The sequence below is a fragment of the Sphingobacterium sp. UBA7038 genome (assembly GCF_002494055.1).
GTDB classification, from domain to species: domain Bacteria; phylum Bacteroidota; class Bacteroidia; order Sphingobacteriales; family Sphingobacteriaceae; genus Sphingobacterium; species Sphingobacterium multivorum.
Map to the genome: position 1 here is coordinate 39,142 of NZ_DLAV01000026.1, position 21,900 is coordinate 61,041.

Annotated in this window: 19 protein-coding genes; 8 read left to right on the top strand and 11 right to left on the bottom strand. The window is 41.2% G+C overall.

The features are described 5' to 3' along the window. Window positions 1-276: 276 nt before the first annotated feature. Window positions 277-1,518 carry a glutamyl-tRNA reductase gene (gene hemA, locus B3H30_RS17980; RefSeq protein WP_070562003.1) on the bottom strand — a complete coding sequence of 414 codons (1,242 nt, stop codon included), beginning with the start codon at window positions 1,516-1,518 and terminating at the stop codon, window positions 277-279. Window positions 1,519-1,737: 219 nt separating this feature from the next. Then, the gene (locus B3H30_RS17985; protein ID WP_286767314.1) at window positions 1,738-2,577 is read right to left on the bottom strand and encodes a hypothetical protein; all 840 of its coding nucleotides are present in this window, start codon (window positions 2,575-2,577) and stop codon (window positions 1,738-1,740) included. A 221-nt stretch (window positions 2,578-2,798) separates the two neighbouring features. Here B3H30_RS17985 and B3H30_RS17990 point away from each other — a divergent pair, with 221 nt between their 5' ends. Then, window positions 2,799-3,197, top strand: a complete 399-nt coding sequence (locus B3H30_RS17990; RefSeq protein ID WP_070562007.1) for a hypothetical protein — start codon at window positions 2,799-2,801, stop codon at window positions 3,195-3,197. A gap of 50 nt (window positions 3,198-3,247) precedes the next feature. Here B3H30_RS17990 and B3H30_RS17995 read toward each other — a convergent pair whose 3' ends face one another. From B3H30_RS17995 to rbfA, 4 genes are read right to left on the bottom strand one after another with little or no spacing between them, the layout of a single operon-like run. Then, window positions 3,248-3,898, bottom strand: a complete 651-nt coding sequence (locus tag B3H30_RS17995) for a hypothetical protein (RefSeq protein WP_070562009.1) — start codon at window positions 3,896-3,898, stop codon at window positions 3,248-3,250. 2 nt (window positions 3,899-3,900) lie between these two features. After that, a complete protein-coding gene (locus B3H30_RS18000) occupies window positions 3,901-4,989 on the bottom strand; it encodes an aminotransferase class V-fold PLP-dependent enzyme (RefSeq protein ID WP_286775311.1) in 1,089 nt (362 codons plus the stop codon). Then, a complete protein-coding gene (gene aat / locus B3H30_RS18005; protein WP_286727370.1) occupies window positions 4,982-5,629 on the bottom strand; it encodes a leucyl/phenylalanyl-tRNA--protein transferase in 648 nt (215 codons plus the stop codon). The genes B3H30_RS18000 and aat overlap by 8 nt, the downstream gene beginning before the upstream one ends. Window positions 5,630-5,658: 29 nt before the next feature. After that, on the bottom strand, window positions 5,659-6,030 hold the full coding sequence (gene rbfA / locus B3H30_RS18010) for a 30S ribosome-binding factor RbfA (RefSeq protein WP_070562015.1): 372 nt from the start codon (window positions 6,028-6,030) through the stop codon (window positions 5,659-5,661). A gap of 583 nt (window positions 6,031-6,613) precedes the next feature. On the opposite strand from rbfA, the gene argH reads away from it, so the two are divergent. Continuing rightward, on the top strand, window positions 6,614-7,945 hold the full coding sequence (gene argH, locus B3H30_RS18015; RefSeq protein WP_070562017.1) for an argininosuccinate lyase: 1,332 nt from the start codon (window positions 6,614-6,616) through the stop codon (window positions 7,943-7,945). An 84-nt stretch (window positions 7,946-8,029) separates the two neighbouring features. On the opposite strand, the gene B3H30_RS18020 is transcribed toward argH, so the two are convergent. After that, window positions 8,030-9,088, bottom strand: coding sequence for an aldose epimerase family protein (locus B3H30_RS18020; RefSeq protein WP_286775312.1), 1,059 nt, complete (start codon window positions 9,086-9,088; stop codon window positions 8,030-8,032). A gap of 250 nt (window positions 9,089-9,338) precedes the next feature. On the opposite strand from B3H30_RS18020, the gene B3H30_RS18025 reads away from it, so the two are divergent. Continuing rightward, window positions 9,339-10,697 carry a deoxyguanosinetriphosphate triphosphohydrolase gene (locus B3H30_RS18025; protein WP_070562021.1) on the top strand — a complete coding sequence of 453 codons (1,359 nt, stop codon included), beginning with the start codon at window positions 9,339-9,341 and terminating at the stop codon, window positions 10,695-10,697. 165 nt (window positions 10,698-10,862) lie between these two features. Further along, entirely contained in the window at window positions 10,863-12,926 is a 2,064-nt protein-coding gene (locus B3H30_RS18030) for a DNA topoisomerase (protein WP_422663719.1), read from the top strand. Window positions 12,927-12,936: 10 nt separating this feature from the next. On the opposite strand, the gene B3H30_RS18035 is transcribed toward B3H30_RS18030, so the two are convergent. Further along, entirely contained in the window at window positions 12,937-13,854 is a 918-nt protein-coding gene (locus B3H30_RS18035; RefSeq protein WP_254667651.1) for a TIGR01777 family oxidoreductase, read from the bottom strand. Between the two features lie 4 nt (window positions 13,855-13,858). Further along, on the bottom strand, window positions 13,859-14,365 hold the full coding sequence (locus tag B3H30_RS18040) for a GbsR/MarR family transcriptional regulator (protein ID WP_070562025.1): 507 nt from the start codon (window positions 14,363-14,365) through the stop codon (window positions 13,859-13,861). A 224-nt stretch (window positions 14,366-14,589) separates the two neighbouring features. Between B3H30_RS18040 and B3H30_RS18045 the strand changes: the two genes are divergently transcribed. From B3H30_RS18045 to B3H30_RS18055, 3 genes are all read left to right on the top strand, one after another. Next, window positions 14,590-15,573 carry a hypothetical protein gene (locus B3H30_RS18045; protein WP_286727373.1) on the top strand — a complete coding sequence of 328 codons (984 nt, stop codon included), beginning with the start codon at window positions 14,590-14,592 and terminating at the stop codon, window positions 15,571-15,573. A 69-nt stretch (window positions 15,574-15,642) separates the two neighbouring features. Continuing rightward, entirely contained in the window at window positions 15,643-16,092 is a 450-nt protein-coding gene (locus B3H30_RS18050; protein WP_083295803.1) for an energy transducer TonB, read from the top strand. A gap of 77 nt (window positions 16,093-16,169) precedes the next feature. Next, complete coding sequence (locus B3H30_RS18055; protein ID WP_070562050.1) at window positions 16,170-16,937, top strand: suppressor of fused domain protein; 768 nt, start codon at window positions 16,170-16,172, stop codon at window positions 16,935-16,937. Between the two features lie 59 nt (window positions 16,938-16,996). Here the strand turns inward: B3H30_RS18055 and lat are convergent, their stop codons facing one another. After that, on the bottom strand, window positions 16,997-18,286 hold the full coding sequence (gene lat, locus B3H30_RS18060; protein ID WP_070562033.1) for an L-lysine 6-transaminase: 1,290 nt from the start codon (window positions 18,284-18,286) through the stop codon (window positions 16,997-16,999). A gap of 19 nt (window positions 18,287-18,305) precedes the next feature. Then, complete coding sequence (locus B3H30_RS18065) at window positions 18,306-19,835, bottom strand: aldehyde dehydrogenase family protein (protein WP_070562035.1); 1,530 nt, start codon at window positions 19,833-19,835, stop codon at window positions 18,306-18,308. Window positions 19,836-19,960: 125 nt separating this feature from the next. On the opposite strand from B3H30_RS18065, the gene B3H30_RS18070 reads away from it, so the two are divergent. After that, a complete protein-coding gene (locus B3H30_RS18070) occupies window positions 19,961-21,133 on the top strand; it encodes an acyl-CoA dehydrogenase family protein (RefSeq protein WP_070562037.1) in 1,173 nt (390 codons plus the stop codon). Window positions 21,134-21,900 lie beyond the last annotated feature (767 nt).

A 21,900-nucleotide genomic window follows, 5' to 3' on the forward strand; every position in this document is an offset into this window, starting at 1 on the left:
GTTTTAATTCAATTGAGCCCCGGAAATAAACAATTTCGGAAAAATGTGTTTAATACCATTAATCAGAGCAAAAATAAATAAATAGAAGGAATATGTTGACACGTTACTGTCATTATATGTCAGGAAATAATTGACAAACCGAAATTTAAAGAAACAGTCAAAGGATAGCTCCGGGTGACGGGCACAGATTCATTCCGCTAATAGGCATTGGTACAAAACCTAGGGAAGCAACAAAAAGTAATAGAATATAACGCTGTTCGAAGAGGAAGCTTAGTATTAGTTTTTTTCCGTTTCTGGAGTTTTAACCAAAATTTCTTTCGCCATAACCATTGGAACCTTGATGTATTTCTTTTCCATGTAGTTGATGACTTTTTCCAATACTTCTCTCGCTTCAGGGGTTAGGGCTTGAACCTCTTGAGCAAAAACCTCATTTAGCGCAAATGATTTAATTTCTTTAATCTTTTCAGGAACCTCACGCATAGCAACCTCTACACGTCGCTGTTTGATTAAAGGTAAAAATTCTTGGATATTGTCCTGTATAATCTTTTCGGCACTCTCCAATTCGTTATAACGCTCTTGGATGTTTTTCTCCGCAATAGCTTGTAAGCTGCTTACTTCGATATAATGAATCGGATTGTTTTGGAGAACTTCAGCATCAATATCATTCGGAACGGCTAAGTCAATGATTATTTTCTTATCCGTTTCTCCGTTTAATAAGGATTGATAAAGTGTGTTGTCAATAATGGAGGTCGGAGCACCTGTGCAAGTAATTAAAATATCAAAGCCTTCTTTGTACTGATCAATATCAGCTAGGGGATAAGCTTCAGCATTTAATTCTTCGGCTAAGGCCTTTGCGTTCTCTATTGTGCGGTTGAAAATAACGAACTTAGCTTTTTGGTTCTTTTGGAAATATTTCGCTAAGTTCTGATTGGTTTCTCCAGAACCGATAATGACGATTCTAGGGTTTTCAACCAGTTTTAGTTCGCGCAATTTGCGATAGGCAAGCGAGACAACGGAAATTGGGTTTCTGGAAATTTTAGTATAGGTGTATACTTCTTTAGCCGTTTTTACGAGACGATCCATCATCAGACGTAGAAAATCTCCAGTAAAACCAGCTTCTCTACAACGATCATAGGCCCGACGTACCTGTGCCAAAATTTCTTTTTCACCAACAACAAGACTTTCAAGTGAACATGACATCCGAAGCAGGTGGTTTAAAGCATCCATACCCTCGTATTTGTTGACCTGTCCTAAATAACATTGTAGTCTCTCCTGAGGAACACAGAAGTTCAATTTTCCCATAAAATCAGCAATGAATTCATGGGTCAATTCGTGAGCACCATAAAATACAAACTCTACTCGGTTACAAGTACCAATATAAAAGATCTCTGGAATGTCTAGGCTATGCTTTAGATTGATGAGGCGACTTTCTAAATCCTCATTGCAGATCACTAGATTACCTAGATCTTTTAGTTCGACATGTTTATGAGTAAACGCTAATACTTTAAGATTTTTCAAAGCTCTAATCCCTCGCTTATATTTAACGGTACAAATGTAGCTTAAAAGCTTTGTGCTTGTGTCAAAAATCTGTCAAAGGGATTAATTTAGAAAGATTTTAAATAGCTGATTTTGATGGTTATATGTCTGTAATTCAGGTGTTTGTTTTGCGTATCAATATCGAATGATTTTCGTCACGATCTGTCGTGACGAAAATTTTAAGCGATAAAATACGATAAACTACTCTTTAATACCTGTATTTGTAGTTGCAGAGTCGATGGTGACATCTTGCAATTCTTCCACATAAGGCTCCTCTTCAGAAGTGGTAGCTTCCTGAATTTCACTATCACTGTATTGGTAATAGCTGTCGAAGGTCTTGCTGCTTTTATTGTAAATTAATGCGTACTTGGAATTTTTATTCTTGACAATAATTCCATCAGCAGGAGCAGGTACTAACTTCATCTCATCCATAAAAATTTTTTGTCCCTTTTTGAAGCTGTTGATGAGTGGCAGTTCGCTTGAATATTCCTTCCAGAATAAAATATCGCCTTTTGCTGAAATGATCCAGATGGCACTGCTCTGGTAGTCGTTCTTTTCTACCAAAAAAGCCATTTCTTTATTCCAACTGTCTGAATCGTTGCGATCGGTAAAGTTACCATAACAGAAAACAGATTTAGCACGATCTTTTATGCGTGTAAACTTGTATATAGGTTTATCATCTACAGGTTCAAGGTAGTTATTACCCATGAATATCTTTGTAATACCCCTTCTATAGCGTAACGGGATATTATCGTATTCGGGAATCGTGAAGATTGCATTGTTCCAGTGTTGATAGTCTTCCAGTGAACTCCAACCATCAGCATCTTCCAGATCTTTGGGATCTGCATTGTCAAACCCTACAACAGCTGTCGCGGTACTATCCACCTGCAGGCCGTCGATAGCTTGTCGATGGCTATAGTTGTAATATCCGCCACCCGCTAGGACAACCAATAGCACGACGCCAATAATGATATAGATCTTTTTCTTTTTATTAGGCTGTGCAGGTTGTTCTGCTGCGATTTCTTCAACTTCTCTTTTCATGTTTATTATTCGGCTTAAATGCTAAAAATTATATTCATCTCTTTTAAACAAGTGAAAACCAGATTTAAATGATTGATGATCTTTGGATTAGTCTTGTTTTTTATTTGTTCTAAGCGTTAATTGCGCTTAAAAATAGAATAATTTTTCAAAAAGTGAAATACAAGTTATATATGTGTCAATATTCAACTTATATTCGTAGCAGTTTTAAAGGAATTTGAACCATGATTATTATCAAAAAATACTTTGCCATTGTTGGACTAGTCATTTCTTTTTTGTCCAGCATGACACCATTCTTAAAAGTGCCTATTAAGGGAAATTGGAACTTATATCAGGTAGATGCCTACTTGTTCTTTATTACATTACTTATACTCGGGGTGACTGCCCTCTTGTTTTTTGTCCGTGCGGTTCGAGCTTATCAGTGGATGACCCGAGTGGCCGCCTGTTGGTATCTGTTGAGTATAACAGCGGTCTGGTTTAAGATCAATAATTATTTCGGCTGGGGATTTGCCGATAAATTGCTTTCTAAATCCCTGCACATGCGCTGGGGCTGGATTGTCTATTTGGTTGGCATCGTACTATTATTGTTGAGCACCAAGAAGGTTTCTGCGACAGCTGAATAAAATAAAGCCGTTTGGTATATAAAAAATAAGCTAGATGAAATTCATCTAGCTTATTTTTTATTTGGACGATGTGGTATGAAATGATTTTTCAACTTGTCCAGTCCTAAATCCTCTTCAATCTTATCCAGTTCGTAGGACCATATTTTTTCATCCAAAATTTCGTTCAGGACTTTTGGATTAGTTAGATCTACAGGACGTACACGCTGTTCTCTGTTGATTGGTGATGTCAGTTCCTGCAAACTAGCACTATGCCGTATGATCTGAAAACGGAAGGTAGGCCATTTCCCAACATTTGCAAAGTTGCCTGTATAAAACTGCATCGAATCGTGTGGCGGTATTTTATTGCTGAAAATACCTTTTACTTTATTCGCTGTAGCTTCAGCTACGGACACTAGGAGCTCAAAACTCGTTTCATTGATGATATGTAATTTGGCAAGTCCATCTTTGTGGTCTCCCGAAATTGCCAAAAGTATTCCTTTTTCGATAAATCGATGTGGTGTCAGTGGTGTCGCATGCTGGTCAAGTTCATCATCTGCTCGACGCATATTACCGAAGACAAGAGTGATTTTATCCATTGGCACCGGAATCTCAAAACCAGTGTCATCTGTAACGCCTACAATATCGTTGGGCTGCATGGATGTGATATGCCCCTCAATGGGCTCATCGACAAACCGTACTAAGTCGCCTATTCTAAATTTCATGTTTACTTTACTTTTGTGTCGATAATATATAATAGCTTCTCAAGATCCGAGTGATCATTGTATAAATGAAATCCAACACGGATCCCCGATCCTCGGGGAAAGCATTTTATGCCCTCATCCAGGAGAGTCTGATAATTTTCGGGGTTGATCTGAATATTGAAAATATTGCTCTGTGGACGTCTATTGATGATGCTGTCCAATAACAGTTTCCGGTCGGCAAGTTCAGCGCGGGCATCTGCAATTAACTTTTGGGTATAGGCCACTGTTTCGGAAAATCCCCATTCCTCCAATTGAAGAAGGGACTGCTGTAGCGTTCCGTGCGACAGGGTGTCCAGATGCCCTGGTTCAAAACAAAGTTGTACCACAGATTTATTCATCCATTGGTTGTTGAGGAAGCTGTAATTTTTTTGGATATCCGCATAAAGTATCGCTTTGAGTCTGTCACTTAAGAGAACAAAACCATTGCCGAAGCCAGCCATAAGCCATTTGTATCCACTGGATAATACGGCGTCAAAGCCCGAAAGCGTAAAATCAAAAAGATCTGTTCCCAAGAACTGGGTGCCGTCGCCTACAATCAACAAGTCGGGATGCTGATGCTTCAGTTCCTGTATGAAAGATAGGTCTATTTTTAATCCCGAAATATATTGAACAATGGAAAGAATAAGGACATCTGGTTTAAATGTTGCTATTGTGTCCAATAAATTCGTTTCCAGCTGTTCGTCCATCCTGACAAATTGATGTTCAAAACCGCTTATAATTGTAGGAAAATTAACCGAAGGATAATCATTGTCCAATAGCAGCACTTTCGATTGTTTCGGTAAACCTGCCAATAGCGCATTGAAGGCAAAGGAAAAACAACTTGATAAGAACACATTTTGGGAAGGGCAATTAAAGAATTTACCGAGCGTATCCCGACAGGCATCTAAAGTTGCACCTTGCTGTTCGCGTAAGGCACTGTTCGCGTCAAAGAAATCTTGGTCTCTTTTGGAGCGCCAAGCCTTTGTTTCACGTGAAAGTAAGCCGGATCCTGGTGTCGTGAGGTAAGTTACGGCTGAAGCGATGTCAAAATGTTTACGATAGGGACTACTCATGTCTTTGGTCTTTTGTTAGTATTGCTAAATAATCTGTCAAGGAAAGGTATTCACCGCCCATGCTTTCCAAATGATCCGTGTGAAATTGGCAATCAATTAAACGTAGTTCAATTTCTTGGGCGAGATAAATCAGGGCCGCTTTCGAAGCGTTGGGGACTTTTGAAAACATGCTTTCTCCACAAAAGACACCATTGATTAACACGCCATAAAGCCCGCCAACGAGTATACCACCTTGCCATACTTCCACCGAATGTGCATAACCTAGCTCCGCAAGTTTACTATATGCTTGGATCATGCCCTGGGTTATCCAGGTTCCAGCCTGATCTTTTCTATTGATAGTCGCGCAAAGCTGAATGACTTCTTTAAAGCTGCGGTCTATCGATAAGGAAAATGTTTTTTTCCGGAGTACACTCGCCATGCTTTTGCTGATCTTGACCTTGGAGGGATCGATCACAAATCTGGGGTCTGGGGCATACCAAAGTATAGGGCTGTCATCACTGAACCAGGGGAAAATTCCGTTACTATAGGCCAGTAGCAAACGATCTGGCGAAAGATCTCCACCTACGGCGAGTAAACCATCTTCTTCTGCATAACTTGGGTGTGGAAACTCCAGTCTGTTCGTATCCAGTTCAAATACCATGGTTGTTTAACAGGCTGCGATAGATAGCATTATTCTGGCTGACGCGGTTCTTTGCCGATCTCGTCAAATAGTTTGTCCATGTGTTCAACATATTCGTTGGTATCATCGAGGAAGAACTCCAATTGAGGAACAATCTTTACCTGGTTCTTAATTTTTGCTCCCAGTTTGTAGCGTATTTCAGATGTTTTGGAACGAATGGACTTCATATTTTCCTGTGCCGTTTTTGTGTTCAAAAAGCTTATGTAAACACGGGCAATTGCCAAATCAGGTGTAACACGAACCCGTGTAACCGTGATAAACGCTCCAGGAGCCCATGAATTACCTTCGCGTTGAAATAATGCTGCTAAATCCTGTTGAATCACCCCAGCAAAACGTTGCTGTCTCTTGCTTTCTGTTCCCATCGTATACGTTTTATGTTGAATATTCTCAATTATGTTAAACAAAAATAGCCAAAATTTCAATTAAAAGAGAAACTTGACTCGACATAAGAAAAAAGGCACATCTTGGTTTGACGTGCCTTTAAATTTCGATTCACAATTGGTTAGGTAATTTCTTTCAAGTTTTAAGACTTTGGGGTCTATCATATTTGGTTTGAAATTTCGGTGTATTTAAAGCGGTAAGTATTTACTAACCTTACCATCTTCTATTTTTTCATCTCCCTTACACTACAAACATAGGAATACTTAAAAAACTGACAAAATAACTTTTAAAAATAAAGTGAGTGGTTACTTATAATGTGTGTTTATCGCGATTTAACAAACTTTTAACATTTTATTTTTTTTGTAACAGTCTTTTTTTTCCACCTGATTTTTTGTTTTTAATCCAATTTTCTGAGCAAAATGTATGCAATCTTTGCATTGATATAACCATTTGCAATTGGTATTTTTGTAAAAATTGTATGTGATAGAATTATCAGAAGCTTCAATCAACACTAAACCGACCAAAGGCTTTTGAAAATAACAGGATCAAAAAGAAATTATACGAATGAAAATCTGGCAAAAAAATATAGATGTCGATTCTTTTGTAGAATCGTTTACAGTGGGCAATGACCGCGTAATGGACCTGCAACTTGCTGCTGCGGATGTTTTGGGTTCATTGGCCCATACACGCATGTTGAATAGCATAAACCTGATGACCGATGAGGATCTAGCGCTTGTACAAAAAGAACTGAAAAATATCTATAAAGAAATTTTAGCCGGTGACTTTCGTATTGAAGACTCGGTAGAAGATGTGCATTCGCAGGTTGAAATGTTGCTTACACAGCGTATTGGAGAGGCTGGTAAAAAAATTCACTCCGGCAGATCCCGTAACGACCAGGTTTTGGTCGATCTAAAATTATACTTCCGCTCAGAGATTCAGCATATCATCCAGAATACGGAGGCTCTTTTTAATGAATTGATCCAACTCAGCGAGCGGTATAAGCATATTCTGATCCCTGGATACACGCACTTGCAGATTGCCATGCCTTCATCGTTTGGATTATGGTTTGGTGCTTACGCCGAAAGTCTTGTGGATGATCTGGAGATGATGCGTGCAGCATGGAAGGTTTGTAATAAGAATCCTTTAGGATCTGCTGCAGGGTATGGATCATCCTTTCCATTGAATAGAACGATGACGACGCAATTGTTAGGATTTGAAGACCTCAATTACAATGTGGTTTATGCTCAGATGGGTAGAGGTAAAACCGAACGTATCTTGGCACAGGGCATGAGTTCCATCGCGGCGACGTTGGCCAAGTTTGCAATGGATGTATGTCTATATATCAACCAAAATTTTGGCTTTATCTCTTTTCCGGCACATTTGACTACGGGATCGAGCATCATGCCACACAAGAAAAATCCCGATGTCTTTGAGTTGATCCGTTCACGTTGTAATAAGATACAGGCCTTGCCAAATGAAATTGCGCTGATGACGACCAACCTGCCATCGGGTTACCATAGAGATCTTCAGTTGTTAAAGGAAAATTTATTCCCGGCGTTTAAATCGCTCAATGAATGTCTTGAAATCGCAACTTTCATGTTGGAAAACATTTCTGTTAAAGACAATATCCTGGACGATCCAAAATACGATTATTTGTTCTCTGTTGAAGTCGTGAACAATGAAGTTCTGAAAGGAGTTCCTTTCCGCGAGGCTTACAGGACTATCGGGATTGATATTGATGAAGGGCGCTTCAAGCCATCAAAAGAGGTAAATCATACCCATGAAGGAAGTATTGGAAATCTCTGCAATGATCAGATTCAACGGATGTTCGGTGAGGTCAAAGCAACTTTTGGTTTTGAAAAAGTCGAATCAGCATTGGATGACCTTTTAAAATAAAAAATATGCTGTAGCCCTACAGAGGAAATAGCACATCAACATAAAACGGCCGGTAAGCATGTGCTTATCGGCCGTTTTATGCTCTTATTTTTTTATGGAGAACTTAAAATGTGTCTCGGAGTCGAATGATTCGCCTGCTTTTAACAAAGTTGAAGGAAATTCCGCTTGATTGGGTGTATCCGGAAAATGCTGAGTTTCCAGACAGAATCCGGCATAAGGAAGATACTTGTAACCTCTTTTGCCAAAATCATTTCCGGTCATCCAGTTTGCTGTATAGAGTTGTACGCCCGGCTCCGTTGTAAAGACATCCAGCTGAATGCCCGTGTTTTTAGAATAGACTGTTGCACAAGGCTGCGAAATAGGCTGGTTGTTGACATAACAATGATCATATCCTTTGGCAGCGATCAATTGTTCGTTATTTGCAGTAATATCTTGCACAATAGGTTTGGGTATGCGGAAGTCGAAGGCGGTGCCCTCCGCAGGTACTATTGCATTCGGTATCTGGTTGTCGTCTACAAATAAGACTTTATCTGAATTGATCTGAAGGATCTGCTGCAATACGTCGCCACTGCCTTCCCCATCCAGATTGAAGTACGTATGATTGGTCAGGTTGACGTGCGTATCGGCATCCGATTGCGCATGATATTTGATAATAATCTCGTTATTTCTGGTTAGGGTATAAGAAACCATAACTTTTAGATTCCCTGGAAATCCTTCTTCACCATCTTGGGAAACATAATAAAATTCGACGTGCGATTGATAAGTGACCCTTCTGTCCCAAACCTTATCATGAAAGCCCGAAATACCACCATGAAGACAATTATTGCCATTGTTTTGCGGAAGCGTATAGTGTTTTCCGTTTATTTCAAATTTGCCTTCAGCAATGCGATTGGCGAAACGCCCCGCTGTGCAGCCATGGTATTTCTCATCAGAATCCAGGTAGGCCTGAATGGAATCGAAGCCCAGTGCAACATCCACCAAATTTCCCTTGTTATCAGGTACCAAAATGCTGACAATACGCGCACCGTAGTCCGTTAAGAGTACTTGCATGCCCCCTTCGTTTTTTAATAAGAGCAAATGCGTGTTTTTGCCGTCAATTGTACCTTCAAAATGTTTTGGAATAAGTGTTTGATATTTCGTCATGATGAATCCCTATTGGTATTTAGGTTAAAGATACAGAATATAACCAGTATAAAAATGACTTTGACAACAGCTGTTTGTAAAATTTGTCATTTTAAAATGCAATCCAGGATACTGTTGCAAAAATGACTCCTGAACAGGTAAATAACAGCAGTAAAATATAGGGATATGTGCACAGTCATTCGGGGAATTTCTGAGCCGGTCTCCTATGATTATAATTGTATTTAAAGGCAAATTTATCTAAGTTTGCGCTATGTCTGAAAAAATGAATTGGAAAGATTTGCTCTCTGCAAAGCGCTGGGGTTACGAAGATCGGAGCGTAGATAGTTACCTGGTGGCCCGATCGGAATTTCAACGGGATTATGATCGTTTGATCTTTTCATCCCCATTTCGGAGATTACAGAATAAAACGCAGGTTTTTCCACTTCCTGGCGCTGTATTCGTGCACAATAGGTTGACACATAGTTTAGAAGTTGCCAGTGTAGGACGCTCTTTGGGACGTATGTTTTATGCACAGTTGAAAGAGGAAAATCCAAACCTGGATAATGATTACCCTTTTTTGCAAGAAGTAGGAAATATTATCTCTGCGGCATGTTTGTCACATGACCTTGGCAACCCGGCCTTTGGTCACTCTGGTGAATCCGCTATTTCCACATATTTCACAGATGGCGATGGACGTAAATACCAAGAGCAGGTAACAGCCGAAGAATGGGCCGATCTGACCCACTTTGAAGGAAATGCCAATGCGCTACGGATTCTGACACATGCCTTTCAAGGAAAGGATCCCAAAGGTTTTGCATTGACCTATACTTCCCTGGCTTCCATTGTAAAATACCCCTGTCTGGCAATTGATGGCCACCTCAAGAAAAGCCATCATCGCAAGAAATATGGCTTTTTTACGGAAGAACAAAAAGCATTTGAGAAGGTTGCTAATGAATTGGGATTATTAAAAGATCCTTCCAATTCAAAGGGCTACCTAAGACATCCTTTGGTTTATCTCGTGGAGGCTGCGGATGATATTTGTTACAATATTATTGACTTGGAAGATGCACATCATCTTAAGATATTGTCCTATCAAGAAGTGGAAGAATTACTATTGCCGCTCTGTGGCAAAGAAAATCTTCGCGACAGGCTCGATGGATTGCTGGATACCCCAAGCCGTGTAGCATTGTTGCGTGCTAAAGCGATCAATACCTTGATTAAAGGATGTGTTGATGTCTTTGTACGTCAGCAGGACAAATTTCTGTCAGGAACTTTCGGATCAGCGTTAATGGATGCTTTAGATGAGGACATTGTTACACAAATGAAAAAAATCTCGAAGATTTCCATTGCAAAAATCTATAATGCGCCCACGGTTGTGCAAATTGAGATTGCTGGTTACCGGGTGATGGATGCCCTATTAAAAGAGTTTGTTCCGGCATACCTAAAGAAGAACAAGAACAATTACGATAAAAAGCTCGTTGCATTAATTCCTGAACAATTTTATACGGATAAACAAGATTCGTATTCCAAAATCCGTTGTGTATTGGATTTTGTTTCAGGTATGACTGACGTTTATGCCATAGAGCTGTACCGTAAAATCAAGGGAATAACAATACCATCCATAGAATAGGGACGTTTCAGGTAAAGGGGTAAAATATCAATATTAAATTGAGACTCGCTGTAATACCTGAGGGTATTATCCTAAAGTCTCGGATCGAAAATCTAACATCTCATATCTAAAATGAAGGTTGTAATTGCTGAAAAGCCCTCCGTGGCGCGTGATCTGGCTCGAGTGATGGGGGCGAAGGAAGTCAAAGACGGTTATATCGCCGGCAATGGCTATGCTTTTACGTATGCTTTTGGCCATTTGGTTCAACTCTGTACGCCACAGGCTTACGGATACAATTCGTGGACAATTTCAAATTTGCCGATCATTCCATCCACATTTAAGCTAGAATCGAAGAAAGTGAAGCGTGATGGCAAGCAGATGGATGATACCGGAGCAGTTAAGCAACTCAACACCATAAAATCCCTGTTGGAACAGGCCGAAGAAATCATTGTGGCTACCGATGCGGGACGGGAGGGTGAATTGATCTTTCGTAATATATACTATTTTTTAGGTTCTAAAGTACCTTTTAAACGCCTTTGGATATCGAGCCAAACGGATAAAGCCATTAAAGAAGGTTTTGCCAATTTGAAAGCAGGTACGGAATACGATAGCCTGTACATGTCTGCCCGTTCACGTTCGGAATCGGACTGGCTAATCGGTATCAATGCGACGCAGGCCATCACCTTGGCGGCCGGGAATAAAGGATTACTTTCTTTGGGCCGCGTTCAGACGCCAACCTTGGCCATGATCTGTTCGCGCTATCTGGAAAATAAAGACTTTAAACCCCAGGCATTCTATAAAATTCAGGCCGGTTTTGAAAAAGATAATATCAGTTTTAAGGCAACCTCCAATAAGATCGATAAAAAGGATGTCGCCGAGCAAACCATTGCGCGATTGACCGTTGGTTCCAATGCCCGCGTGGCAAAGGTGGAAGCCAAAGAAACAAAAGAGCAACCGCCCTTGCTATTTGATTTGACATCGCTGCAACAGGATGCAAATAAGAAGTATGGTTATTCGGCCGATCAGACACTGAGTATTGCGCAAACACTTTACGAAAAGAAGGTCATCACTTATCCGCGTACGGGTTCCCGTTACATCGGTGAGGATGTTTTTGAAGAAATTGGCGCACTTTTTCAACATTTGTCGGATACCGCAGATGAATCCATCTCGTCGATCGCAAAAAATCTGATCGGTGCAAAATTGAACAAACGTTCTGTCGATGACAAAAAGGTAACCGATCACCACGCCCTATTGGTGACGGATGAAAAGCCGGGTCCCATGCTCAAAGAGCAACAGAATGTTTACAATATGATCGCCAAGCGCATGGTGGAAAGTTTCTCGGAAGTATGTATAAAAGATATTACCACCGTGACAATTGATGCGCAGGGGGTTGAACTTATCGCCAAAGGTACTGTAATCAAGCAATACGGCTGGCGTCTTTCCGCGGAGCAGATCGAAGCGCCCGATGAAGATAAAAACAATGACGATCAGGATAATGAAAATGCGCAGTTACCGAAGCTGTTAGCTGAGGAATTATTGCAGATTCTGACCCTCGAACTTGCCGAACGTTTTACCAAAGCAAGACCCATACATACCGAAGCCTCCTTATTGAAGGCCATGGAAACTTCGGGAAAGGAAATTGAAGACGATGAAATGCGGCAGGCTATGAAGGACTGTGGACTTGGTACACCTGCTACACGAGCCGCAACTATCGAAACACTTTTCCAGCGGGATTATATTAAGCGCGACAAGAAAAAACTGATCCCAACGGAAAAAGGACTTGCGGTATACAATCTTGTAAAAGATCGTTCCATTGCCAAGGTAACCTTGACCGGTAAATGGGAGCAGAAGCTGGAGGAAATGCGAGCCAATAAAGTGTCCTATGATGTTTTTATGAAACATATTAAGGATTATACGGCCAAAATTACAAAAGAACTGTTGACGCTGCGGATTTCTCTCGCGCAAGAGGAAGTTAAACCTCAACAAAAAGGAAAGATAAAATGTCCGAAATGTGAGCAGGGATTGATTTTGCTCTACGATAAAGTAGCCCAATGCGACCATTATGCCCGTGGATGTGATTTTAAGATCTGGCGGACATTGAATGGTATCTTTCTCGACGAAAAAGAGATGAAGAACCTGTTGGAGAAAGGAAAAACCTCCGAGTTTAAAGGGGTAAAAAATAATGAGGGTGCTATTGTCACTGCGGCGCTTGTATTTGAAAATTTTAAGGTTAACGTGGNNCCACGTTAACCTTAAAATTTTATTCCCGCTGCAGAATATCCTGTAAAGCACTTGAAATCGATGGAAACCTGAACGTAAATCCACTATTCTCCAGCTTTTCAGGTAATACCCAACGGCTTTTTAAAAGCAGCTCTGTCTCCGTGCCAATAAAAGCAGCACCTATTTCCAGCAGCCATTTGGGAGATGGTAGACCAATTTTACAGTTCATTACTTGTCGAAAAGTCACCATAAAAGTTTTATTCGTAACGGGGTGGGGGGCCGCACAATTGACGACACCATCCATATCCGCATGATCTTTTAAGAACAAAATAATTTGAAAAAGATCTTCAATATGGATCCAGCTAAAATATTGCTGGCCATTTCCTTGTATGCCCCCTAGTCCAGCCCGGACAAGATTTTTAAAAGGCAGGATAACACCTCCATCCGCACCCAAAACAATCGCCATCCGAAGTGCCACCTGTCTTGTCTTTTCCAATTTGAAGTCGAAAAAAGTCTTTTCCCATAATTTGGCAACATCAACAGAAAAACCTGTTCCGATCTCCCCCGAACTTTCGGTCATCGGACGATCTTCGGCGTGCCTATAAATGGTTGCTGTACTGGAGTTGAGCCACAATTTTGGTGGATTGGTACAGCCTGCGATCAGCTCACCAAGAATCGTTGTGGTCTTTGTTCTTGAAGAAAATATTTCGGCCTTATTTTTTTCGTTATATCGACAGTTGACAGACTTTCCGGCTAGATTGATTAGCATCTCCGCATTTTCCAGTGCATCGGAAATGCCGGATCGATCGGTCCAAAGGATATTGCCCGGCCGACGGCCAATGACGATAACCTGGTAACCCAATGTTTGAAATCTCTCGGAAAGATATTGTCCAACAAAACCTGTTCCTCCAGCGATGACTATTTTACGCATGGCAAGTGTGTTTACAGTCCAGTTCATGATGCTACATCATTAATTTGATCAATTTAATTAATAAATCTCCACCGCTAGTATTGAAAATCTTGTTGGCAATAGTTTCGAGTTGATCCGTCAGATTTTGGATGTCCTTGACCGTTTTATGGAATTCCTCACCTTCTGCCGTCTGATCCTTCTCTGTATTTCGGCTGATATCCTTTAGAATATCCATAACGGGGTCAAGTTCTTTTTGCTTACGCATTACCGCAATTTTCATGGCCCATTTTAAGACTTCTTTCTCGGCAACAAAATATTCTTTTCTGTCGCCGGCAATATGCTTTTTGTAGACGATGCCATAATCGATCAATTGTCGGATACTCATATTGGCATTGCCGCGCGAGATCACCAACTTTTCCATAATCTCGTCTGTAGACATGGGATTGCTTGCCGAGAGGAGTAAGGCATGAACTTGCGCAACGGACTTGTTGATTCCCCATTCAGAACCTAATGCCCCCCAGGTGTCTATAAATTGCTGTTTTGCTTCTTGTAATTCCATCGTGCTTTTATTTTGCCAATACCTCAATTTGTTTTTATCGGACTATTGAACCGATCGGCTTTCTCGTCCTTTTTTTATGATTGCCTATATTAAAGTTATTTAAAGTTTTTGAACTTTCAAAAATTTCTGAAAATAAAATAAGTTTAAATAGACAAGTCACCATATCGTAATAAGAATTTGCTTTTCTTGCGGACTTTTCGATTTGTTTTAACTTTGCCTGCATTATGGCGGCAACTTTGTATAATCCATTCAAACAATTTCAGTTTGATTCAGATATTTGTTTTTTAACAGGAAATAAACTCCAATCGGAAGAAGAATCCATTCAGGTGTTTCCTGTATGGATGATGAAATCTTTTCAATTGGAAGATAAACCTTTTAAAATGCTGGATGAGAATCTGGTGACTTATAAATCGTTGAAGCTCCCCTGTTCCATAACTGCAGCTGAAGCGATCGAACAAATGGAACGTGTGGTAGAACAGTCGTTTGAACAAGGTTATGAAGCCGTCAAACAGTTGGATCCCTTATTATTGTTTCAATGGATGACAAAAATCATCTATGGGGTGGTCTTTAATGAAATTCTTGCGGGAATTCGGCAGCAAAAAGCTTCTGGCGAAGATATGAACTTTTCTCAGGCGCTTGCACAGCGTTTTACAAATCTCCATGCGATGTTGCAGTCGCTGGTTGTACCGATGGAGTTTGAAAATACCTTCCCATTTTCATTGGTTGTTGTACCGGTTAAGAATGCACCCGATACATTTATGTATCGTGATGAAATCAATACCTTGATCTTTTCTATCCGCATGAAGGACTTTGCTGTAATCGCCTGTCTTCAAGATAATGCCACAAACAATATTTATCACGAAGATATCCTCAAGGTTATTGCGGGCAAAACATTGCATCCCATTCAGTTTGAAGAATTGTGTGCACGCTATTTTTATTCAGCCTACTTATTTAATCGTTTACCAGATTATACCTATTTAAATACCCCGCAAAAAGTCTATGTTGAACCGATGCCATTAGCAGATATGTCGATGAAACCTATCTTTGATCATTGGCAAAACAAGACCTATGGCCAAGTTTTGGAAAATTTTTGGAAACCTTGGGGTTTGACCTTGTTCGAGATTATTAAAAATCCAGAGCATCCGATTAGTTTTCTTGTTGACGAAGCAGGAGAGTTTGTTACTGATATTGCTAGGCCGCTCAATTAGTCCAAAAGAATTAAAGTAATAAATTATCTTAATAAGCGTTAAATGGTACGGTTATGGATAGGATAGGGTATGTATTTAACAGGATTCAAGACTCTTTTTTCAGTTTTACTTTTTATGGTATGGTGTACTTCCGCAAGTGCACAAGTGATTGCTAAGCGGGATATCCCTGCAGACAGTATCGCACAGCATGTTGATGATTTTCCCTATTTCAAGGGCGGGGTGGTGGCCTGGTCCAAATTTATACAAAATAATCTGGATCTGTCCGGAACAGTCCGGGCAATGGACAGTGTGGCCTATGCAAAATACGGATCTCGGCAAACGGCAATTCTGAAATTTATTGTTTGCGAGGATGGGGCGATCTGCAATATTGAAATCGAGAATCCCGATAAGATAAGCCCCGAGTTTGCAAAGGCTGTGTTGTCTGCTATGCGCCGGTCGCCACAATGGATGCCTGGTCAGGTCAAGGGAAAACCGGTTAAAACAAGATTCAGGCAACCTGTCGTTGCTGTGATCGAATAAATTGATAAGAAAAGAATAGCTTAAATTTTCACCATTTATAAGATAATATGTCATTTTGGGATAAAGTCAAAAAGATTATGAGTAGCGGAGCGGAGGAATCTTCGCCTGATAAAAAAGATACAGAAATTACTGCCGGAGGTTCTACGGTCTACCGTTATGAAGATCAATCTGATGATAAGGATCCAAAAAACTTATTTCCGGAGGTACAATGTGTTTATCTGGATGAAATCGAGGAGCATTTGACCAAATATATTGCCGAACCCGATATGGTGTTCCATGAGATAATCTCTGAGCTTGTTCATATCGATGTTCATTGGATTAAACCAAGTGCAAATTATCCATACCATATCTTGGTTACTTCGGGCATGAGTGACCTGGCTATGCATGTTCCAGATGAAGTGGAAAACAAAGAGTCTTATGAGCGCGCAGAGCTAATGGTTGTGCTGCCCGCTGATTGGAAGATCGGAGAAGAGGAATTTCAGGATGACAATAATTATTGGCCGGTCTACTTTTTGAAAAGATTAGCGCGGTTTCCACATGAGTACAAAACCTGGCTGGGCTATGGGCATACCATTCCCAATGGCATGGAAGCCGAAGATATTGCAAATACAGGTTTCGGTTGTATGTTGCTGCTTCCGCCTATGTTAAGTTTTGATGAGGAATTTTTGGAGTTAAAGACCAAAGATGGTAATCTGATCAATTTTTATGCAATGATTCCCGTGTATAAAGAAGAGATGGATTACAAACTGGAAGAGGGCACAGATGCACTCTTAGACTTGTTTGATGAATATGGAATTTCCGAGCTGGTCGATATCGACCGTCCCAATGTCTGTAAAGATAGATAGTTTATAAAAAATATGCAATGCGATGGGCTATTTTAGAGCTTTTAGCATTGCATATCTTTTTAGGAAATACTTTTTTCTATAATTGCTATCGTTTTATCGATATCCGCATAGCTCACATTGAGGTGCGGTCTAAAACGGATACTTTTCTCTCCACAGCCTAACATAATCAGTTTATTGGCGTAGGCTTTCTTGATAAATTCATTCCGTGCAGCTTCCGATTCGAAATCCACTGCAACGAATAAACCCTCACCCCGTAAATTGGACAGCTGCGGTTTTTTCGCTAGCAGTTCCTGGAGCTTATCTTGTAGATAGCGCCCTTTTTCTGCCGCATTTTGAATCAGGTTTTCTTGCTCTATGACTTCAAGAATTAATTTAAAGCGGAGCATATCCATAAAATCGCCACCAAATGTCGAATTGATACGACTGGATTCTTGAAAGACATGATGTTCCACCTGATCAAATTTTTCCTTGCTCGCCAGTATACCGCAGACTTGTGCTTTTTTGCCGAAGGCAATGATATCGGGAATGACGTTATAATGTTGGTAAGCCCACATTTTTCCCGTAATACCCAATCCCGTCTGTACCTCGTCAAAAATTAAGAGGATCTGATTTTCATCACATATTTGACGAAGCTGTACGAAAAATTCTTTTCGAAAATGGTTGTCGCCACCTTCACCCTGTATCGGTTCAATAATAATGCAGGCAATATCGTTGGGGTTAGCCGTGATCGCCTGACGTATTTCTGAGACAGCTTTTTCCTCCAAAGCAATCGTCTGGCCGATATGTTCGTTTGTTAAAGGATAGCTCAATTTAGGATTGGTAATGCGTGGCCAGTTGAACTTTGGAAAATAAAGGTATTTTCTGGGGTCTTGTGTATTCGTTAATGACAAGGTATAGCCCGATCTACCATGAAAAGCCTGTCTAAAGTGAATGACCTGGCTGGCTTCCTTTTGTATTCCCTGTGAAAAATTAAGCCTTGTCTTCCAGTCGAAGGCAGCTTTTAATGCATTTTCCACGGCGAGTGTTCCCCCCGAGATGAAAAAGGCATAGGGGAGTTCTTTCGGTATGGCTACGCGATCAAAAGTGTCGACAAAATCAGCAAACTCTTTGGGGTAAATATCTGACATGGCTGGCTTATTGACGGCCATTTTACCCAGGAAGTCACGTTGTTTGACCAAATGTGGATGATTGTAACCCACGGCCATGGAGGCAAACATACTGAACATATCGAGGTATTCATCCCCATTTTCATCCACGACATAAGAACCATGGGATTTCTCCATATCCATAACCAAAGGGAATCCATCGGCTAATATATGTTTGCTTAATCTTTCATGTACGCTGCTCATAGTTTTGTGTGTAAATGGTTTATAAATCAAATTTGATACCTTGTGCCAAGGGAAGGTCAGTTGTATAATTGATGGTATTTGTCTGGCGGCGCATATAAGCTTTCCAGGCATCTGATCCAGACTCCCGGCCTCCGCCAGTCTCCTTTTCGCCCCCAAAAGCACCTCCGATTTCGGCGCCCGATGTGCCGATATTGACGTTGGCAATACCACAATCAGAGCCAGCAGGACTGAGAAATAGCTCGGCTTCCCGTAGGTTGTTGGTCATAACGGCAGAAGACAATCCCTGGGCGACGCTGTTTTGAAGTGCTATGGCCGCACTGATATCCCCTTTGTATTTGATTAAGTAAAGAATAGGGGCAAAGGTCTCATGCTGTACGATTTCATAATGATTTTCAACTTCGGCAATGACAGGCTGCACATAACAGCCACTTTCATACCCTTTGCCTTCAAGGACCTTTCCCTTGATCAGCATTTTTCCCCCTTGTGTTTTAATTTTGTCCAGTGCGTTTAAGTATGATTTTACGGCGGCTTTGTCGATCAATGGTCCCACATGATTTTTCGTGTCCAAAGGGTCACCAATTTTTAATTGACCATAAGCTTTTGTCAGTTGTTTTTTGACGTTGTCATAAATGTCCTCATGGATAATAAGTCTTCGGGTACTTGTACAGCGTTGTCCGGCTGTACCTACGGCACCAAATACAGCACCGATAATGGTCATTTTTAAGTCGGCGTCTGGAGTAACGATGATCGCATTGTTTCCACCGAGCTCCAAAAGTGTTTTACCAAGGCGTTGTGCTACGGTAACGGCGACTTCTTTTCCCATTCGGGTAGATCCTGTTGCAGAAATCAAGGCGATGCGGTTGTCTGCCGAAAGCCACTCGCCAACTTCCCTGTCGCCCATAATGAGGTTGGATATTCCCTCGGGCAGCCCGTTGTTGTGTAAGATTTCTGCAAGTAATTTTTGGCAGGCTATGGCACATAACGGTGTTTTTTCGCTGGGTTTCCAGACGACAGTGTTGCCGCAGACCAAGGCGAGGGCGGTGTTCCATGCCCATACCGCCACTGGAAAGTTAAATGCTGTAATAATACCGACGACACCCAAAGGATGATATTGATCGTACATGCGGTGCCCAGGACGTTCCGAATGGATGGTATTACCATACAATTGACGGGATAGGCCCAAGGCGAAGTCACAGATATCGATCATCTCTTGGACTTCACCCATGCCTTCTTGGTAAGATTTTCCCATTTCATAGGAAACTAATTTTCCGAGAGTAGGTTTAAGCTCACGTAGCTTGTCTCCCAACTGGCGAACGATGTCTCCTCTTTTTGGAGCAGGCAGTAGGCGCCAGTGTAAAAATGCATCTCCGGCCTGCTTAATGACTGCTTCATAGTCTTTACGATTGCTACTTTTTATGTTTGCGATGAGTTTTCCATCGACAGGTGAAAAGGATTCGAATTCTTTACCTTCGGAAAACCATTGCTGTCCAGTTGATGATCCTAAATTCTGGGAAGATATTCCAAGTGTTTTAAGCGCTGATTTTATCATAATGGTTTATTTTATTCGTGGAATAGTTTAAATATATGAAATAAATTTTTTTTTGACAATTTTTTTCTGAATATTGTTCAGTGAAAAATAATCGTTATCTTAGATAAGCTAATGTAGACTATATCATGATCAAACAGATTAATACCGATTATTACCAGGTGGACGATTTATTGTCCGAAGAACATAAACTGATACGGCAGTCTGTCCGTGATTTTGTGAAAACAGAGATAAAGCCTTTCATTGAAGATGCGGCGCAGGAGCACCGTGCTATTGCGGGTTTGATGCCTAAATTGGGAGCAATTGGAGCCTTGGGACCTTATATTCCTGTCGAATATGGTGGGGCAGGGTTGGATCAGATTTCCTATGGCTTAATTATGCAGGAATTGGAAGCAGGCGACTCGGCAATTCGTTCGGCAGCATCGGTGCAATCCTCTTTAGTGATGTTTCCGATTTATACCTTTGGTAGTGAGGAGCAACGTCGTAAATATTTACCGCGGTTGGCATCGGGGGAGTTGGTCGGTTCTTTTGGGCTTACTGAGCCTAATCATGGTTCTGATCCGGGTGGAATGGAAACGAAATTGACGGCAAAAGGAGCTGGTTTTTTATTAAATGGAGCAAAGATGTGGATTACAAATTCGCCTATCTGTGATATTGCCGTCGTTTGGGCGCGAGATGAGGCCGGGAAAGTACGGGGAGTTATTGTTGAGCGCGGAATGGCTGGTTTTGAAACTCCGGAGACCATGCATAAGTGGTCGTTGCGCGCTTCCAAAACAGGTGAATTGGTTTTTCATGATGTTTATATCCCTGCCGAAAATATACTTCCTGCTGTAAATTCAATGCGTGGCCCACTTTCCTGTTTGAATTCGGCCCGCTTTGGAATTTCATGGGGCGTGATCGGAGCAGCAATAGACTGTTATGAAACTGCGGTTCAATATGCGTTGGAGCGACATCAGTTTGAAAAGCCAATTGCCGGTTTTCAATTGCAGCAAAAGAAGCTGGCGGAATTTCTGACAGAAATTACCAAGGCGCAGTTGCTGTCGTGGCGTTTAGGAGTACTCAAGAATGAGGGGCGTGCTACTCCTCAGCAAATCTCCATGGCAAAGCGGAACAATGTGAATATGGCGCTGCAGATAGCGCGTGAATCTAGGCAGATTCTTGGCGGAATGGGGATTGTCGGTGACTTCCCAATAATGCGACATATGATGAACCTAGAGTCTGTAGTTACCTATGAAGGGACGCATGATATTCATTTATTGATCACAGGACAAGATATTACGGGGCTGAACGCTTTTTCTTAATCTTTTTCTTCGTACGAACACGCTTTATACAGTAATAAACGATGCTATGATTTATTGAATTTTTAGTCAATAAGAGGTGGCATCGTTTGTGTATATTTTGCTGCATTAGTGTGGATTCGTGGATGCTTCTACATCATGTTAATGCCTATGTAATTTTATTACTTATATAATTTTGTTAGCGCTAATACTTATATAATTATGTGGTGTTAATACTTATTATGTAATAAGGATTCAATAGACCTCATTTGTCCCTGTAGGTATATTCTATCGTTCTCTTTTGGTCATTCCATGTGAGCGCTATGATCAGTCGCCGTTCAAGCCGATAACAGGCTAACTTCTTCATAAGCATTGTATTTAATTCCGATGCTTGAAATCAGTACGGCAAATCAGTACCGCGAAATGGTTTTTTCCTTCGTTATAGCGTGTTTTTCCGAGTTGTTTTCGTGTTGCAGCGTCGCTGCGGAGTTTTTCGGCTGCGGTTCGGATTGGCGTTGGTCTTTTTAGGGGCATCCGGGGGATATGGTCGCGTTCGGAGCGTCATTTGCCCGTGTTGGCAGCGGGGTGAGTGCGGGCTTAGACTCGGACTCAACACGGACTCAACACGGTTGCAGGGCAAATCTGCCCCGAGCATGGTACGAAGCAGGTGGAGATGGGAGCCGAAGGTTCCCGCAAGCCCTGCGCAGCAGCCGGAGCCCTGTCCACGAGGCGGAACCCTAGTTTGCCCTAAATGAGCCATGCTTCCCCAATAAATAAAGAAAAGTTGAGGG

Bases quoted from the DNA above. Each gene is read 5' to 3' on its own strand.
- B3H30_RS17995 (WP_070562009.1), bottom strand. From the start codon at position 3,898: ATGAAATTTAGAATAGGCGACTTAGTACGGTTTGTCGATGAGCCCATT.
- B3H30_RS18050 (WP_083295803.1), top strand. From the start codon at position 15,643: ATGTATTTAACAGGATTCAAGACTCTTTTTTCAGTTTTACTTTTTATG.
- B3H30_RS18025 (WP_070562021.1), top strand. From the start codon at position 9,339: ATGTCTGAAAAAATGAATTGGAAAGATTTGCTCTCTGCAAAGCGCTGG.
- B3H30_RS18040 (WP_070562025.1), bottom strand. From the start codon at position 14,365: ATGGAATTACAAGAAGCAAAACAGCAATTTATAGACACCTGGGGGGCA.
- B3H30_RS17985 (WP_286767314.1), bottom strand. From the start codon at position 2,577: ATGAAAAGAGAAGTTGAAGAAATCGCAGCAGAACAACCTGCACAGCCT.
- B3H30_RS18055 (WP_070562050.1), top strand. From the start codon at position 16,170: ATGAGTAGCGGAGCGGAGGAATCTTCGCCTGATAAAAAAGATACAGAA.
- rbfA (WP_070562015.1), bottom strand. From the start codon at position 6,030: ATGGGAACAGAAAGCAAGAGACAGCAACGTTTTGCTGGGGTGATTCAA.
- B3H30_RS18070 (WP_070562037.1), top strand. From the start codon at position 19,961: ATGATCAAACAGATTAATACCGATTATTACCAGGTGGACGATTTATTG.
- B3H30_RS18020 (WP_286775312.1), bottom strand. From the start codon at position 9,088: ATGACGAAATATCAAACACTTATTCCAAAACATTTTGAAGGTACAATT.
- lat (WP_070562033.1), bottom strand. From the start codon at position 18,286: ATGAGCAGCGTACATGAAAGATTAAGCAAACATATATTAGCCGATGGA.
- aat (WP_286727370.1), bottom strand. From the start codon at position 5,629: ATGGTATTTGAACTGGATACGAACAGACTGGAGTTTCCACACCCAAGT.
- argH (WP_070562017.1), top strand. From the start codon at position 6,614: ATGAAAATCTGGCAAAAAAATATAGATGTCGATTCTTTTGTAGAATCG.
- B3H30_RS18035 (WP_254667651.1), bottom strand. From the start codon at position 13,854: ATGAACTGGACTGTAAACACACTTGCCATGCGTAAAATAGTCATCGCT.
- B3H30_RS18065 (WP_070562035.1), bottom strand. From the start codon at position 19,835: ATGATAAAATCAGCGCTTAAAACACTTGGAATATCTTCCCAGAATTTA.
- B3H30_RS17990 (WP_070562007.1), top strand. From the start codon at position 2,799: ATGATTATTATCAAAAAATACTTTGCCATTGTTGGACTAGTCATTTCT.
- B3H30_RS18045 (WP_286727373.1), top strand. From the start codon at position 14,590: ATGGCGGCAACTTTGTATAATCCATTCAAACAATTTCAGTTTGATTCA.
- B3H30_RS18000 (WP_286775311.1), bottom strand. From the start codon at position 4,989: ATGAGTAGTCCCTATCGTAAACATTTTGACATCGCTTCAGCCGTAACT.